Annotated in this window: 17 protein-coding genes; 14 read left to right on the forward strand and 3 right to left on the reverse strand. The window is 67.8% G+C overall.

From position 1 onward, the window contains the following. The first annotated feature begins 14 nt into the window (after nt 1-14). From J0F76_RS07215 to recO, 10 genes are all read left to right on the forward strand, one after another. The gene (locus J0F76_RS07215) at nt 15-749 is read left to right on the forward strand and encodes a pyridoxine 5'-phosphate synthase (protein ID WP_207467288.1); all 735 of its coding nucleotides are present in this window, start codon (nt 15-17) and stop codon (nt 747-749) included. Next, nucleotides 746-1,192, forward strand: a complete 447-nt coding sequence (locus J0F76_RS07220; RefSeq protein ID WP_207467290.1) for a hypothetical protein — start codon at nt 746-748, stop codon at nt 1,190-1,192. The genes J0F76_RS07215 and J0F76_RS07220 overlap by 4 nt, the downstream gene beginning before the upstream one ends. A 55-nt stretch (nt 1,193-1,247) precedes the next feature. Beyond that, on the forward strand, nt 1,248-1,658 hold the full coding sequence (gene acpS / locus J0F76_RS07225) for a holo-ACP synthase (RefSeq protein ID WP_207467292.1): 411 nt from the start codon (nt 1,248-1,250) through the stop codon (nt 1,656-1,658). 74 nt (nt 1,659-1,732) lie between these two features. Beyond that, the gene (gene lepB / locus J0F76_RS07230; RefSeq protein WP_207467294.1) at nt 1,733-2,527 is read left to right on the forward strand and encodes a signal peptidase I; all 795 of its coding nucleotides are present in this window, start codon (nt 1,733-1,735) and stop codon (nt 2,525-2,527) included. Between the two features lie 10 nt (nt 2,528-2,537). Beyond that, on the forward strand, nt 2,538-3,227 hold the full coding sequence (gene rnc / locus J0F76_RS07235) for a ribonuclease III (RefSeq protein ID WP_207467296.1): 690 nt from the start codon (nt 2,538-2,540) through the stop codon (nt 3,225-3,227). Continuing rightward, a complete protein-coding gene (gene era / locus J0F76_RS07240; protein WP_207467298.1) occupies nt 3,224-4,159 on the forward strand; it encodes a GTPase Era in 936 nt (311 codons plus the stop codon). Before rnc ends, era begins: the two co-directional genes overlap by 4 nt. Then, a complete protein-coding gene (locus J0F76_RS07245) occupies nt 4,152-4,487 on the forward strand; it encodes a DUF1491 family protein (RefSeq protein ID WP_207467300.1) in 336 nt (111 codons plus the stop codon). Before era ends, J0F76_RS07245 begins: the two co-directional genes overlap by 8 nt. A 42-nt stretch (nt 4,488-4,529) precedes the next feature. Further along, entirely contained in the window at nt 4,530-5,441 is a 912-nt protein-coding gene (gene rarD / locus J0F76_RS07250; RefSeq protein WP_207467302.1) for an EamA family transporter RarD, read from the forward strand. A gap of 58 nt (nt 5,442-5,499) precedes the next feature. Continuing rightward, on the forward strand, nt 5,500-5,931 hold the full coding sequence (locus tag J0F76_RS07255; RefSeq protein ID WP_207467381.1) for a VOC family protein: 432 nt from the start codon (nt 5,500-5,502) through the stop codon (nt 5,929-5,931). Beyond that, entirely contained in the window at nt 5,932-6,669 is a 738-nt protein-coding gene (gene recO, locus J0F76_RS07260) for a DNA repair protein RecO (protein WP_207467304.1), read from the forward strand. A gap of 9 nt (nt 6,670-6,678) precedes the next feature. Here the strand turns inward: recO and J0F76_RS07265 are convergent, their stop codons facing one another. Both J0F76_RS07265 and J0F76_RS07270 read right to left on the reverse strand, forming a co-directional pair. Then, entirely contained in the window at nt 6,679-7,152 is a 474-nt protein-coding gene (locus J0F76_RS07265; RefSeq protein ID WP_207467306.1) for an META domain-containing protein, read from the reverse strand. An 80-nt stretch (nt 7,153-7,232) separates the two neighbouring features. Continuing rightward, complete coding sequence (locus tag J0F76_RS07270; RefSeq protein WP_242690051.1) at nt 7,233-8,831, reverse strand: acyl-CoA dehydrogenase family protein; 1,599 nt, start codon at nt 8,829-8,831, stop codon at nt 7,233-7,235. A 165-nt stretch (nt 8,832-8,996) separates the two neighbouring features. Here J0F76_RS07270 and J0F76_RS07275 point away from each other — a divergent pair, with 165 nt between their 5' ends. Genes J0F76_RS07275 through rnr form a run of 4 tightly spaced genes read left to right on the forward strand, consistent with a single transcriptional unit; the run spans nt 8,997 to nt 13,571 of the window. After that, entirely contained in the window at nt 8,997-9,761 is a 765-nt protein-coding gene (locus J0F76_RS07275; RefSeq protein ID WP_207467310.1) for a sulfite exporter TauE/SafE family protein, read from the forward strand. A 4-nt stretch (nt 9,762-9,765) separates the two neighbouring features. Next, entirely contained in the window at nt 9,766-10,902 is a 1,137-nt protein-coding gene (gene dapE, locus J0F76_RS07280; protein WP_207467312.1) for a succinyl-diaminopimelate desuccinylase, read from the forward strand. Then, nucleotides 10,899-11,315 carry a GNAT family N-acetyltransferase gene (locus tag J0F76_RS07285; protein WP_207467314.1) on the forward strand — a complete coding sequence of 139 codons (417 nt, stop codon included), beginning with the start codon at nt 10,899-10,901 and terminating at the stop codon, nt 11,313-11,315. Before dapE ends, J0F76_RS07285 begins: the two co-directional genes overlap by 4 nt. 12 nt (nt 11,316-11,327) lie before the next feature. Continuing rightward, nucleotides 11,328-13,571, forward strand: coding sequence for a ribonuclease R (gene rnr / locus J0F76_RS07290; protein ID WP_207467316.1), 2,244 nt, complete (start codon nt 11,328-11,330; stop codon nt 13,569-13,571). Between the two features lie 65 nt (nt 13,572-13,636). On the opposite strand, the gene J0F76_RS07295 is transcribed toward rnr, so the two are convergent. Next, entirely contained in the window at nt 13,637-14,902 is a 1,266-nt protein-coding gene (locus J0F76_RS07295; protein ID WP_242690052.1) for an HlyD family type I secretion periplasmic adaptor subunit, read from the reverse strand. Between the last annotated feature and the right edge of the window lie 125 nt (nt 14,903-15,027).

Genomic DNA, 15,027 nt, shown 5'->3' on the forward strand with positions numbered 1-15,027 from the left:
GTCTCGGGGGAACCATGCTGCGTCTTGGCGTCAACATCGATCACGTCGCAACCATCCGCAACGCGCGGGGCACGCCCTGGCCCGACCCCCTGCGCGCCGCCCGGATCGCCCAAGACGCAGGCGCCGACGGCATCACCGCCCATCTGCGCGAAGACCGCCGCCACATCAGCGACGCCGACATCGACGCGCTGATGGCGAACATGACGCTGCCCCTGAACCTGGAAATGGCCGCCACGGCGGAGATGCAGGTCATTGCCCTGCGCCACCGTCCCCACGCCGTCTGCATCGTGCCCGAAAAGCGCGAGGAGCGGACAACCGAAGGCGGCCTGGACGTTGTCGGTAACGAGGCGATGCTGGCCGACTACATCGCGCCGCTGCGCGAGGCAGGCAGCCGCGTGTCGCTGTTCATCGGCCACGACCCCGCCCAGATCGAGGCCGCCGCCCGCATCGGCGCAGCGGTGGTGGAACTGCACACCGGCGCCTATTGCGACCTCGACACCGAGGGCCGCCACGCCGAACGCGACGCCGAACTGGTGGGCCTGACCCAAGGCGCGGGCCTGGCCGACAGCTTGGGGTTGGAGGTCCATGCGGGCCACGGCCTGACCTTCGACACCGTTGGCCCCATCGCCGCCATCCCGCAGATCAAGGAACTGAACATCGGCCACTTCCTGATCGCCGAGTCGGTCTTCACCGGCCTGGGCGAGGCGATCCGCAAGATGCGCCGCTGCATGGACGAGGCGCGGGCATGATCCGCCACCTTGCCGTCCTTGCCCTGCTTGCCGCCCCCGTGCAGGCGCAGCAGATCGACGTGAAGCCCTACGGCGACGCCGAGCGTGTCGATGCCATTGCCGAACCGTGGGAAGACAACATCGCCACCTATGCCAATGGCGACATCCGCCTGGCGCTGCTGGACATGGTCGAACCCGCGGGCGGGGCGTTGAAGCTGGTCGTCATCAGCCCGCCCCGCGACGAACTGGGCTTTCGGCAATGCCGCGTCATCGGCGCGGACGGGATGGGCTTCTACGGCCTCGACTTTGCGGCCCGTCAGGCAAACTACCACCCGCAGCGCGGGTTGACCCTGACCATGCCCGCAAAACACCATACCGATCTTGCCCCCAAAGGCGGCGACTACCGGCTGTCCGTGACGATCGACCAGCAAAGCGGCCGGATCACGACCGAGGTCCGGAAGTGACCGAGTATTTCTTCGTTGTCCAAATACCCATGACCCCGACGGGCCGGATGGGCGCATGATCCTCGGCATCGGCACCGACCTGGCCAATATCGACCGCATCGCGGGCACGCTGGACCGCTTCGGCGATCGCTTCCGCCACCGCGTCTTCACGCCCACCGAACTGGCCAAGGCCGCCCGCCGCAAGGACGAGGCGGGCACGCTGGCGAAACGCTGGGCCGCGAAGGAGGCCTGTTCCAAGGCGCTGGGCACCGGCTTGGCCATGGGCATCAGCTGGCGCGACATGGCGGTCGCCAACCTGTCCTCGGGCCAGCCGGTGATGGAACTGACGGGCTGGGCCGCCGACCGGCTGGCGCGGATGACGCCGCCGGGGCATCGGGCCATCGTTCACGTCACCTTGACCGACGATCACCCCTGGGCGCAGGCTTTCGTGGTGATCGAGGCCCGGCCGCACGCCTCACAATCTTGACTTTGCCGCCCTCTGGTGGCCTAGAGCGCCCCAATGCGGCCATTCGCCCGCGCTCCATGACGAAGGACGACACAATGGCCGACAGCACGGCGGGCAAGAAGAAGGAAGGCATTTGGGAGACGGTGAAGACCGTCTTCTGGGCGCTTGTCATCGCGGGCATCTTCCGCACGCTGTTCTTCCAGCCCTTCTGGATTCCGTCCGGGTCGATGAAGGACACGCTGCTGATCGGCGACTTCCTGTTCGTCAACAAGATGGCCTACGGCTATTCGCAGTATTCCTGCCCCTTCGCGCTGTGCCCGATCTCGGGTCGCATCCTGGATTCCGAACCCGAGCGCGGCGACGTGGTCGTGTTCCGCCATCCCACGCGCGGCGTCGATTTCATCAAGCGGCTGATCGGCCTGCCGGGCGACACGATCCAGATGCGGGGCGGGCGCCTGTGGATCAACGGCCAGGAAGTGCCCGTCACCCCGGGCAGCGATTTTGTCGAGACCAAGGAACAGCAGGGCCCGCAGGGGCTGATCCCGCGCTGCGTGAACGACCCGGTGCCCGAAGGCGGCGACTGCATCAAGCAGCGCTTCACCGAAACCCTGCCGGGCGGGCGCGGCCACGACATCCTCAACATTGCGGATGGCGCATTCGCCGATGACACGCCCACCTTCACCGTGCCCGAAGGCCAGTATTTCTTCATGGGCGACAACCGCGACAATTCGGAAGATTCGCGCTTCCCGCAGGAAATCGGCGGCTTGGGCTTCGTGCCCGCCGAATACCTGATCGGGCGCGCCGACCGGATCATGTTCTCGTCCGCCGGGCGTTCGCTTCTGTATTTCTGGACCTGGCGGGCCGACCGCTTCTTCAGGGCGGTGGAGTGAAGGCGTTCCCATGAAACCGGGCGCCGACATCCGCGCCTTCATGGCGCGCCTTGGACACGACTTCGGGCAGCCAGACCTGCTGGTGCGCGCGCTGACCCATGGCTCGATTGCGACGGCGACGCGGCCCGACAACCAGCGGCTGGAGTTCCTGGGCGACCGTGTGCTGGGCCTTGTCATGGCCGAGGCGCTGTTCGACGCCGACCGCTCTGCCAGCGAGGGCCAGCTTGCCCCCCGCTACAACGCGCTGGTTAGGGGAGAGACCTGCGCCGCCATCGCCCGCGACATCGGCCTGGGCGAGGTGCTGAAGCTGGGCCGGTCCGAGATGATGTCGGGCGGCCGCCGCAAGGAAGCCCTGCTGGCGGATGCGATGGAGGCGGTGATCGCCGCCGTCTACCTGGACGCCGGGTTCGAGGCCGCGCGCCGGATCGTGCTGCGCCACTGGTCGGATCGCCTGGAAACGCTGGCCGACGATCCCCGCGACGCCAAGACCGCGCTTCAGGAATGGGCGCAGGCTCAGGGCATGCCGCCACCCGTTTACGAACAAACCGAACGCAGCGGTCCCGACCACGCGCCGGTCTTCCTGATCACCGCCCGCCTGGCCGATGGGCAGCAGGCCCAGGCCAAGGGCGCGGGCACCAAACGCAGCATCGAACAGGCGGCCGCCCAGGCGCTGCTGGACCGGCTGGAGGGCCGCGCATGACCGATACCACCCCCGACGTTTCCGGCCCGACCCGCGCGGGCTTTGTCGCACTGATCGGCGAACCCAATGCAGGCAAGTCCACGCTGCTGAACCAGATGGTGGGCGCCAAGGTCAGCATCGTCACCCACAAGGTCCAGACCACCCGCGCCCGCATCCGGGGCATCGCCATGCATGATGCCGCGCAGATCGTCTTCGTGGACACGCCCGGCATCTTCCGCCCGCGCCGCCGCCTGGACCGGTCCATGGTCGCCGCCGCCTGGGGCGGGGCGTCGGATGCCGACATCATCCTGCTGCTGGTCGAGGCGCATCGCGGCCTGACCGACGGCGTCACCGCCATCATCGATTCGCTTAAGGGCCTGGACAGCAAGACCCCCGTGGCCCTGGTGATCAACAAGATCGACCGGGTGAAGGCCGAAACCCTGCTGGCCCTGTCGGCAGAGCTGAACGCGGCCTATCCCTTCGTCAACACCTTCATGATCAGCGCCGAAAAGGGTTACGGCTGCGAGCAGTTGCGGGATTGGCTGGCGGCGACGCTGCCGGAAAGCCCCTGGCTCTACCCCGAGGACCAGATCGCCGACCTGCCCATGCGCATGATCGCGGCCGAGATCACCCGCGAAAAGCTGACCCTGCGCCTCCACGAGGAAATCCCCTACCAGTTGACGGTGGAAACCGAGGCTTGGGAAGAACGCAAGGACGGGTCGGCCAAGGTCGATCAGATCGTCTATGTCGCCCGTCCCGGCCACAAGGGCATCGTGCTGGGCAAGGGCGGCGAGACGATCAAGGCCGTGGGCCAGGCCGCCCGTGCCGAGCTTGAGGAATTCATGGGCCGCCGCGTCCACCTGTTCCTGCAGGTGAAGGTCCGCGAGAACTGGCTGGACGAGGCCGAACGGTATAACGAGATGGGCCTCGATTTCCGCGACGGCGATGCCTGAACCCCGGCTCGCGACCGGCATCTGGGTCGCGGCCTATCTGGCGCGCCTGGGGATGGCGAACATTCCCGCCTATGTGACGGCGCGCGGCGACGGGACGGCGGGCGCGGTTCTGGTGAAATGCGCGCATCTGGACGGCACCGCCGCGCTTTACGGGCGCGAATGGGATTTCGACAGCGACAGCCGCCCCTGGCGGGTGCTGGCGCAGGGGGCTGACGCTGACGTCGACGGGGCCATCGCCCGCCAGCGCGGCTTCGATCCCGACCTGTGGGTGATCGAGATCGAAAGCCGCGATGGCCGCACGCTGCTGGACGAGCCGGGGCTTGCGTGATCCATCTGGCGCGGGTTGCCTTTGCAGCCTATGCAATCAGGCATGAAGAACGCGACTCCATCCGGTGATTCCCTGACCGGCCTGATCCTGGCCATCGCCACCTATGTGATGTGGGGCTTTCTGCCGCTGTTCATGAAGCAGCTGGCCCATGTCCCCCCGTCCGAGGTGATCGCCCATCGCGTCCTGTGGTCGCTGCCCATCGCGCTTGTGGTGCTGCTATGGCAGCGCCGCTCGGCCGAGGTGATGGCGGCCTTGCGCCAGCCGCGCCTGCTGGGCATGGCGATGATCACCGCCGCGCTGATTTCCGTGAACTGGATGATCTATGTCTGGGCGGTGGGCAATGACCACGCGCTTGACGCGGCGCTTGGATACTACATCAACCCGCTGTTCAGCATCCTGATGGGCGCGACGCTGCTGCGCGAGCGGCTGAACCGGGCGCAGGTCGCGGCAATCGCGCTCGCCTCGCTGGCGGTGGTGGTGCTGACCGTTCAGTTGGGCCGCCTGCCGCTGGTGGCGATCGGGCTGATGCTGACCTGGGGCTTTTACGCCTATTGCAAGAAAAGCCTGCCGCTGGGTCCGACCCAGGGATTCACGCTGGAGGTGCTGCTGCTGGCGCCCCTGGCGCTGGCCTATGTGGTCTGGTTGGCCGCCTGCGGGCAGTCGCATTTCGCCACGGGCAGCCTGACCGACACGCTGCTGCTGATCGGCTGCGGCCCCGTCACCGCCGTGCCGCTGATCTGCTATGCCACGGCGGCCAAGCAGTTGCGCCTGTCCACCATCGGCATCCTGCAATACATCGCGCCGACGATGATCTTCCTGACCGCCGTGCTGATCTTCGGAGAGCCCTTCGGCGCGGCGCAGATGATCGCCTTCCCGATGATCTGGGCGGCGCTGGTGATCTATACCCTGTCAATGCTGCGCGGGGCGGGGGCGCGGCGCCGGGCGATGTCCTGACTTGGCAGGGCGCATGGCGCGTGCCAAGCTGGCCCGACCAGCCGGAGGCCGCATGACCCTGTCCCGCCAGCGCATCACGCTTGTCACGCTTGCCGTGGCCGACATGGCGCGGGCGCGGCAATTCTACGAGGGCTGGGGATGGACGCCCCATGGCAGCTCGCAGCCCGGCGTCACCTTCTACCAGATGAACGGCGCGGTGCTGGCCCTGTTCGGGCGCGCCGACCTTGCCGCCGATCAGGGCCGGCCCGGCGCGACCTTGGGCACGGGCGCGGTCACGCTGGCGCAGAACTGCGCCGACGACACGGAAACCGATGCGGTCTTTCAGGCGGCCGTCAATGCGGGGGCGACGGTGCTGAAGCGCCCCCAGACGGTGTTCTGGGGCGGCTATTCCGGCTATTTCGCCGATCCCGACGGCCATGTCTGGGAAATCGCCACCAATCCCTTCTGGCCGCTGGCCGCCGACGGGTCTCTGACCCTGCCCCCCGCCTGAATGGAGTGGCAGGCCGAAGGCACGGTCCTGGCCCGCCGCCCGCATGGCGAGACGGCGGTGATCCTGGACGTGCTGACCGATCTTCACGGTCGCCATTCCGGTCTGGTGCCGGGGGGCGTGTCGCAAAGGCGCGCGGCGATGCTGCAGCCGGGATCGCGGCTGGATCTGCGCTGGCGGGCGCGGCGCGACGACCAGCTTGGCACCTTCGCCGTGGAACCCCTGCGCCTGCGGTCGGGGCTGATGGCCGATCCGCTGGCGCTTGCCGGGCTGAACGCGGTCTGTTCGCTGCTGGTCTTCGCGCTGCCGGAACGCGATCCGCATCCGCTTCTGTCGCGCGACACGGAACGCCTGCTGGACCTGATGGAAGGCGGCGAAGACTGGGGCTCGGATTACCTGGGGTGGGAGATCCGGCTGCTGGAGGAGATGGGCTTCGGGCTGGACCTGACATCCTGCGCCGTGACGGGGGCGCAGGACGGGCTGGCCTATGTCAGTCCAAGATCGGGCTGCGCCGTCAGCCGCGCGGGGGCAGGCGAATGGGCCGACCGCCTGCTGCCGCTGCCGGGCATCCTGGGCGGGGCAGGGGACAATCGTGGGCGAGGCTTGGCCGAGGGGCTGGCGATCACCGGGCATTTCCTGAATGCCAGGCTTGCCGGCGAACTGGTGGGCCGCCCCGTTCCGGCCGCCCGCCAGCGTCTTGTGGACCGGCTGGTGCGCGGCCGGTCGCCAAATCATCCTTGATCGGGACGGTTACTGACCGGCGCGGGCCTGATCGACCGCCGTGACCTGGGCCTGCGTCCCGGTCACGCCGCGTTCGAAGATCAGCCAGGTCTGGGGCGATTTCACCTTCAGCACGCCGCCGTAGTATTCCATCTCGGTCGCCGATTGCAGGACCGAGAAGAAGCGGTTCTCGATCGTGGTGTTCTTGCCGCAGGGCACGTTGGTCTTTTGCAGGGGCGACAAGGCGACCAGCGGCAGTTCCGCGTTGTTCTTGGCGCCATAGCCGTTGCAGGGGCCGCGCCCCGAGACGCTGCTTTCCGCGATGGTCAGCGTCATGTTGCGCAGCGGCACGGTCGCGCCATCCATGCCGACGAGGGCATAGTCGCCGCCCGGGATGAATCCGCGGTCGTCCGGCGATACGGGCGCCGTCGGTTCGCAGGCGGCAAGGGCAAGGGCTGCGGCGGTCAGGACGCCGAATGTGCCAAATCGGGCAAGGCGGGACATGATGAAGGGCTCCTTGGGCGATCGTCGAAGGGGGAATGCGGCAAAACCGCTTTGGTTGCAGCACCCTAGACGAAACGCGATCAGCCTAACAGCCGCCGGGCGATCACTTGGGCCTGAATTTCGGCGGCACCCTCAAAAATATTGAGGATGCGTGCATCGCACAACACACGGCTGACGGGATATTCTAGGGCAAAGCCGTTGCCGCCGTGGATTTGCAGGGCATTGTCGGCGCTGGCCCACGCCACGCGCGCGGCCAGAAGCTTGGCCATCCCCGCCTCCAGGTCGCAGCGGTGGCCGTGATCCTTCTGCCAGGCGCTGAAATAGGTCAGTTGCCGGGCGATCATGATCTCGACCGCCATCAGCGCCAGCTTGTCGGCCACGCGCGGAAAGGCGATCAGCGGCTTGCCGAACTGCTTGCGGTCGATCGCGTATTGCAGCCCCAGTTCCAGCGCGTTCTGCGCCACGCCGATGGCCCGCGCCGCCGTCTGGATGCGCGCGGATTCGAAGGTCTGCATCAGCTGCTTGAAGCCCTGGCCGGTGACGCCGCCCAGCAGGTTTTCCGCGCGCACGGGGAACCCGTCGAAGCCAAGCTCGTATTCCTTCATGCCGCGATAGCCCAGAACCTCGATTTCCCCGCCGGTCATGCCGGGGGTGGGGAAGGGGTCTTCGTCCGTGCCCGGGGTCTTTTCGGCCAGGAACATCGACAGCCCGCGATAGTCGGCCGTGTCGGGGTCGGTGCGGGCCAGCAGCGTCATCACATGGGTGCGTGCGGCATGGGTGATCCAGGTCTTGTTGCCGGTGATAGTCCAGGTGTCGCCGTCCAGGACCGCACGGGTGCGCAGGCTGCCCAGGTCACTGCCGGTGTTGGGCTCGGTGAACACCGCCGTGGGCAGGATTTCCCCGGACGCCAGCCGGGGCAGCCAATGGGCCTTCTGCGCGTCGGTGCCGCCGGTCAGGATCAGTTCGGCGGCGATCTCGCTGCGGGTGCCCAGCGAACCCACGCCGATATAGCCGCGCGACAGTTCCTCGCTGACCACGACCATGGCGGCCTTCGAAAGGCCCAGGCCGCCGAACGCCTCGGGGACGGTCAGGCCGAAGACGCCCAGTTCGGCCAGTTCCGCGATGATCTCCATCGGGATCAACTCGTCCCGCAGGTGCCAGCCGTGGGCATGAGGCACCACCTTGTCGTCGGCCCAGCGGCGGAACTGGTCGCGGATCATCTCCAGATCCTCATCAAGGCCCGTCGCCCCGAAGGTCGCGCTGCCCTTGGCGTCCGCCAGCAGCGCGGCCAGCCGGGCGCGGACATCGGCCGTGTTGCCCGCCATCAGGGCGTGGGCGGCGTCCGAGGGCTGCCAGTCCACGCCCAGATTCGACAGGCGGGCGAATTCCGTCTGGCTCATCGGGATGCCGCCCGCGATCTGGGTCAGGTATTCGCCAAAGCCGATCCGGGCGATCAGCCCCTCGATTTCGCCGCCCACGCGGCCGGACCAGGAGGCAAGCTGGCGCAGCGATTCGACATAGGTCGCCAGCCATGACAGGGTGTGGGCCGCGTGCTGGTGCCGTTCCAAGGCTTCGGCATCGACCTTGCCGCCGGGCGAGACCATGGCGCGCAGGGCTTCGGTAACGCGGGCCTGCAACCCGGCCAGTTCGACAAGAACGGCGTCGATCTGATGCGGCATGTCTTTCATGATGCGATCCCTTGCGGCATTGCAGCATCCCTAGCACCTTCGCAGCCGCAGAGCAACAATTATGCGCGAACCAACCACCGCAAGAACGAAAATGTCCGACCGCTTATTTTCCGGGCGGCATTTCCATTTGCCCGCCGGACGGTTAGCGTGCGCGCCATGTTTGGACTGGATCCCTGGCAATTCTGGACGATCTTCGCCGTCACGGCCTTTGCGGGCTTCGTGAAGGGAGCCATCGGGTTCGCCATGCCGCTGATCATGGCCTCGGCCTTTGCCTCCATCCTGCCGCCGCAGACGGCGCTGGCGGCGCTGATCCTGCCGGTGCTGACCACGAACATCCACCAGGCCTTGCGCCAGGGCCCGGCGGCGGCGCTGCAATCCGTCCGCAACTTCCGCTGGCACATCGCCATGGTGCTGGTCTTCCTGATGGTGTCGGCGGGGCTGGCCCGGCAGATTCCGCAGGGACTGATGTATGCGCTTCTGGGCCTGCCGATCCTGGCCTTTTCCCTGTGGCAACTGGCAGGCAAGCCCTTGACGCTGCCCATCCACCATCGCCGCCGGGCCGAGGTCGCGACCGGCATCATCGGCGGGCTTTACGGCGGCGTCTCGGGCATCTGGGGGCCGCCGCTGGTCGTGCTGCTGCTGTCGCTGGGCATCGAGAAGCAGGAACAGGTCCGCGTGCAGGGCGTCGTCTTCCTGCTCGGCGCGGCAGGGCTGACGGTGGCGCACATGACCTCGGGCATCCTGAACGCACAGACCATTCCCTTGTCGGCGGCGTTGTGCGTCCCGGCCTTCGGGGGGATGCTGGCGGGCTTTGCCTTGCAGGACCGCATGAATGTCGTCCAGTTCCGTCGCTGGACGCTGATCCTGCTGGTGATCACCGGCCTGAACCTTGCGCGCCGCGCCCTTCCCGATTGGATATGAGCCCATGACCGACGCCGCCGACCTGACCGCCCGCCTGATCCGCTGCCCCTCCGTCACGCCCGAGGAAGCGGGCGCCCTGGTCCTTCTGGGCGACCTGCTGGCGGATGCCGGGTTCGAGGTCCATCGCGTCGACCGCAACGGCACCCCCAACCTGTTCGCCCGATGGGGCGCCAAGGGCGCGCGGACCTTCGGCTTCAACGGCCATACCGATGTCGTGCCGCCCGGCGACCTGGGTTCCTGGACCCACCCGCCCTTCAGCGGCCATGTGGAAGACGGCATCATCTGGGGCCGGGGCGCCACCGACATGAAGTCCGCCGTCGCGGCCTTCGCCGCCGCCGCCATCGACTTCGTGCGCGAGACGCCCCCGGACGGCGCGGTGATCCTGACCATCACCGGGGACGAGGAAGGGCCGTCCCGAGACGGCACCACCGCGATCCTGGACTGGATGGAGGCCAATGGGGAACGCATGGACGCCTGCATCGTGGGCGAGCCCTCGAACCCCGAGATCATGGGCGAGATGATGAAGATCGGCCGTCGCGGGTCGGTGACCTTCACCGTCACCGCCAAGGGGGTGCAGGGCCACGCCGCCTATCCGCACAAGGCGAAGAACCCGCTTCACGCGCTGACGGCATACCTGAACGACCTGATCGCGGCGCCGCTGGACCGGGGGACCGATCACTTCGACCCCACCGGGCTGCAGATCACCAGCATCGACTGCGGCAACCCGGCATCCAACGTGATCCCGGAATCGGCGCGCGCCGTGGTCAACATCCGCTTCAACGACCTGCACACGGCGGCCAGCCTCGAATCCGACCTGACCGCCCGGGCCGCCCGCGTGACCCAGGCGACGGGTGTCGCGCTGACCCTGGAAACCTATGTCACGGGCGAAGCCTTCCTGACCCAGCCGGGCCCCTTCGTGGATCTGGTCCGCAGCGTGGTCACGCAGGAAACCAACCGCCAGCCGGTCCTGTCCACGACGGGCGGCACCTCGGACGCGCGCTTCATCAAGAACCACTGCCCGGTGGTCGAATTCGGCCTGGTCGGTGCCTATATGCATCAGGTGGACGAACGCGTGCCCGTGGCGCAGGTCCGGCAACTCAAGACCATCTACCAGCGGATTCTGGAAAAATATTTCGAATGAAGATCGAACGGACCACCGACCTTGCCGCCTGCCACGCCCTGCGCCGCGCCGTGTTCATCGAGGAACAGGGCGTGTCCGAGTTCGAGGAGATGGACGACCAGGACGACCAGGCGATCCACCTGCTGGCCTGGCAGGACGACCGGCCTGTGGGCAGCGCGCGCATCCTGCTGATGGGCGACACGGGCAAGATCGGCCGCGTCTGCGTGCTGGCGTCGGCGCGCGGCACCGGGCTTGGCGCAGCGCTGATCCGCGCGGCGCTCGACGTGCTGCGCGACCAGCCGGGCGTCACGCGGGCCAAGCTGGGCGCGCAGACCCATGCGCTGGGTTTTTACGAAAAGCTGGGTTTCGCCGCGCATGGCCCGGTTTACGACGATGCCGGAATCCCGCATCGTGACATGACCCGCGACCTTTGAAGGATTTGCGCGATGGGCCAGCTTCCCAGCAAGGAACAGATCATGGAATGGGTCGCGGAACATCCCGACGCCAATTCCAAGCGCGACATCGCCAAGGCCTTCGGCATCAAGGGCGCCGAACGGATCGAGTTGAAGCGCCTCCTGAAGGAGCTTGAGGGCGAGGGCCATCTGGAACGCCGCCGCCGCCATTACCTCGACGCGGAACGCCTGCCCCCGGTTACGGTACTGGAACTGCTGCCGCCCGACGGTTCGGGCGACCTGTTCGCGCGGCCCATGGAATGGCACGGCGAAGGCCCGATGCCGCGCATCCACTACGCCCCCCGCGAAAGCGACCCGGCGCTTGGCCGCGGCGACCGCTTCCTGGGCCGCCTGGTCGAGGTTCATGGCGAGGACTACCAGTACCAGGCCCGCCTGATCCGCCGCATCACTGCAGCCCCGCACCGCATCACCGGCATCTTCCGCAAGGAAGCGGAAGGGGGCCGGATCGTGCCCATCGACAAGGGCCAGGACAAGGAGTGGCGCGTCCGCCCCGATGCGACCCAGGGCGCGCAGAATGGCGAACTGGTGCAGGCCGAACAGATCGGTCCCAAGGGCCGCATGGGCCTGCCCACCGCGCGGATCATCGAGCGGCTGGGCGATCCTTCCGCCCCTCGCGCGGTCAGCCTGATCGCCATCCACCAGCACGGCATTCCCGACGATTTCCCCGATGCCGTGATCGAGGAAGCCGAGGGACGGAAGCCCGCCACGATGAAAGGCCGCGAGGATCTGCGCGACCTTCCCCTTGTGACCATCGACCCCTCGGACGCGCGCGACCATGACGACGCGGTCGCCGCCCATGTCGAGGAGGACGGCGGCGCGACCATCTGGGTCGCCATCGCCGATGTCGCCCACTACGTCACCCCCGGTTCCGCCCTTGACCGGGAAGCCTGGCTGCGCGGCAATTCCACCTATTTCCCCGACCGCGTGGTCCCCATGCTGCCCGAGGCGTTGTCGGCGGACCTCTGTTCGCTGCACGAAGGCGTGGACCGTCCGGTGATCGCGGTCAGGATGCGACTGGACGCCCAGGGCAACAAGATCAGCCACAACTTCCACCGCGGGATGATGCACAGCCGCGCGTCGCTTGCCTATGAACAGGCCCAGGCGGCGGCGGACGGCAACGCGGACGCGCAGACCGAACCGCTGATGGACAGCGTGATCCGTCCCTTGTGGCACGCCTATGGCTTGCTCAAGGAAGCCCGCGCCCGCCGCCAGCCGCTGGACTTGGACCTGCCGGAACGCCGGATCGAACTGACCCCGGACGGCCGCGTCAAGTCGGTCAACTTCCGGGAACGCTTCGACGCGCACAAGCTGATCGAGGAGTTCATGGTGCTGGCCAACGTCGCCGCCGCCGAGGAACTGACCCGCCGCCAGCGCCCCCTGCTGTTCCGCGTCCACGAGGAGCCGAGCCTGGAAAAGATCGACGCCCTGCGCGAGGTCGCCCAGGCCTCGGGCTTCACGCTGGCCAAGGGGCAGGTGCTGCACACCAGCCACCTGAACCGCCTGCTGGCCCAGTCCGAGGGCACGGATTTCGACGAACTCATCAACATCTCGACCCTGCGGTCGATGACGCAGGCCTATTATCACCCGGAAAACTTCGGCCATTTCGGGCTGGCGCTGAAATCCTACGCGCATTTCACCTCGCCCATCCGGCGCTATTCCGACCTGATCGTGCATCGAGCGCTGATCAGCGGGCATGGCTGGGGCAAGGACGGGCTGTCGCCGCAGGACATGGACCGGCTGGGGGAAACGGCGACCCATATCAGCGAAACCGAGCGTCGCAGCATGGCCGCCGAACGCGACACGACCGACCGTTATCTGGCGGCCTTCCTGTCGGAACGCGTTGGGACCGAAATGACGGGCCGGATCAGCGGCGTCCAGAAGTTCGGCGCCTTCGTCAAGCTGGACGAGACCGGTGCCGACGGGCTGCTGCCGATCCGCGCCATCGGGCAGGAGTATTTCCACTTCGACCCCGACGCGCAGATGCTGGTCGGCAGCGACACCGGGCTGGAGATCGGCCTTGGCCAGCGCGTCACCGTCAGGTTGGCCGAGGCGATCCCCATGACCGGCGGGCTGACGCTGGACCTGCTGGAACTGGAAGGCCAGCCGCTGCCACGCGGTCTGCAGAAAGGCAGGCGCGGCCGCGGCCTGCAGCGCATGTCCACCAAGTCGCGGCTGGCCGAAATCAAGCGCGCCACCAAGCGGCGCCGCAAGAAGTGACCGCCTCTTTCATCTTGGCCTAAATATCCCGCGGGGGCGTGGGGGCGCGAAGCCCCCACTTCTTTTCAGCTTTCCCGGAACGCCCGGTTGAAATAGTCCGCCAAAGGCTTCAGCAGATAGGCCATCGGGCTGCGCTCGCCCGTCTGGATGAACACCTCGACAGGCATGCCGGGGATCAGGGCCAAGTCTCCCAGCTTGGCAAGCTGATCGGCGGGGATCGTCACCTCTGCCCGGTAATAGGGCATCTGCGTCGCCTCGTCGATCAGCGCGTCGGCGGACACCCGGCCCAGCACGCCGTCGATTTCCGGCGTCGTGCGCGAGGAAAAGGCCGAAAACCGCAGCACCACCGGCTGGCCCACCTGCACCTCATCGACGTTGATCGTGGCCAGGCGCGCGCTGACGACCAGCGGGCGATCCTGAGGGATGACATACAGCACCGGGTCGGCGGGGCGGATGACCGACCGGGGCGTCGTCACCTGCATGTTGTAGATGACCCCGGCCGCGGGCGCGCGGATGTCCAAGCGGTTGATCTGCTCGATCAGGCTGCGGCGGCGCTCGGCCAGTTCCAGTTCCCGATAGCCCAGGTCGCGCAGTTCCGTCTCGGCCTCCTCGCGCCGTTCGGCGCCCAGGCGCAGGCGCTGGATGTCCAGTTCGGTCTGCCGCGTCTCGGCCGCCGCGCGGCTGGCCTTCAGTTCGCCCAACTGGCCGTCAAGGCTCGCGGCCTCCCGTTCCAGCGCCAGCACGCGGGACGCCTGCGCAAGCCCCCGGTCCAGCAGAGATTGCTGGTCCTCCAACTCCTCGCCGATCAACTCGCGCTGGCGGTTCAGGGCCACGATCTGCGCGTCGATGCCGTCCACCTGCTGGCGGACCTGTTCGGACTGCTTTTCCAGTTGCTCGATCGACTGGCGCAGCGTGTCGCGCCGGGTTTCGAACAGGCTGCGCTGACCGTCGACAAGGGCCTGAAGATCCGGGTTCCCTTCGGCCGCGCTCAGCAGGTCGGCGGGAAACTCCATGGCCTCGGCATCGCCGCGCTCGGCCTCAAGCCGGCCGCGACGGGCGAGAATCTCGAAATACTGCCCCTCGACGATGGCATGTTCGGTGCGCAGCAGGTTGCCGTCCAGCCGGATCAGCGGCTCGCCCGCCTCGACCGTCTGGCCGTCCTTGACAAGGATCTCCGCGACCACGCCGCCGTCCGGATGCTGGACCACCTGCCGCTGCTGCTCGACCTCGACCTGGCCCGAGGCGACGACGGCACCGGCGATCCGGCTTTGCATCGCCCACAGCGTGAAGCCGCCCAGCAGCACCACGATGGCCACCAGTCCCGCCATCATGGCGCCGCGCACCGACCAGCGACCCGGATCAGGCGGCGCGATCGGCTTCGGCGGCGACGGGGGCGAGGGCGGCTGGACCGGAGGCGCCGGCTGCGCCGGGGCGGCAGGCTTCCGCGCGGGGCCTG

Source organism: Paracoccus fontiphilus, from assembly GCF_017356265.1.
GTDB lineage: Bacteria > Pseudomonadota > Alphaproteobacteria > Rhodobacterales > Rhodobacteraceae > Paracoccus > Paracoccus fontiphilus.

Bases quoted from the DNA above. Each gene is read 5' to 3' on its own strand.
- J0F76_RS07215 (WP_207467288.1), top strand. From the start codon at position 15: ATGCTGCGTCTTGGCGTCAACATCGATCACGTCGCAACCATCCGCAAC.
- J0F76_RS07220 (WP_207467290.1), top strand. From the start codon at position 746: ATGATCCGCCACCTTGCCGTCCTTGCCCTGCTTGCCGCCCCCGTGCAG.
- acpS (WP_207467292.1), top strand. From the start codon at position 1,248: ATGATCCTCGGCATCGGCACCGACCTGGCCAATATCGACCGCATCGCG.
- lepB (WP_207467294.1), top strand. From the start codon at position 1,733: ATGGCCGACAGCACGGCGGGCAAGAAGAAGGAAGGCATTTGGGAGACG.
- rnc (WP_207467296.1), top strand. From the start codon at position 2,538: ATGAAACCGGGCGCCGACATCCGCGCCTTCATGGCGCGCCTTGGACAC.
- era (WP_207467298.1), top strand. From the start codon at position 3,224: ATGACCGATACCACCCCCGACGTTTCCGGCCCGACCCGCGCGGGCTTT.
- J0F76_RS07245 (WP_207467300.1), top strand. From the start codon at position 4,152: ATGCCTGAACCCCGGCTCGCGACCGGCATCTGGGTCGCGGCCTATCTG.
- rarD (WP_207467302.1), top strand. From the start codon at position 4,530: ATGAAGAACGCGACTCCATCCGGTGATTCCCTGACCGGCCTGATCCTG.
- recO (WP_207467304.1), top strand. From the start codon at position 5,932: ATGGAGTGGCAGGCCGAAGGCACGGTCCTGGCCCGCCGCCCGCATGGC.
- J0F76_RS07265 (WP_207467306.1), bottom strand. From the start codon at position 7,152: ATGTCCCGCCTTGCCCGATTTGGCACATTCGGCGTCCTGACCGCCGCA.
- J0F76_RS07270 (WP_242690051.1), bottom strand. From the start codon at position 8,831: ATGCCGCATCAGATCGACGCCGTTCTTGTCGAACTGGCCGGGTTGCAG.
- J0F76_RS07275 (WP_207467310.1), top strand. From the start codon at position 8,997: ATGTTTGGACTGGATCCCTGGCAATTCTGGACGATCTTCGCCGTCACG.
- dapE (WP_207467312.1), top strand. From the start codon at position 9,766: ATGACCGACGCCGCCGACCTGACCGCCCGCCTGATCCGCTGCCCCTCC.
- J0F76_RS07285 (WP_207467314.1), top strand. From the start codon at position 10,899: ATGAAGATCGAACGGACCACCGACCTTGCCGCCTGCCACGCCCTGCGC.
- rnr (WP_207467316.1), top strand. From the start codon at position 11,328: ATGGGCCAGCTTCCCAGCAAGGAACAGATCATGGAATGGGTCGCGGAA.
- J0F76_RS07295 (WP_242690052.1), bottom strand. From the start codon at position 14,902: ATGATGGCGGGACTGGTGGCCATCGTGGTGCTGCTGGGCGGCTTCACG.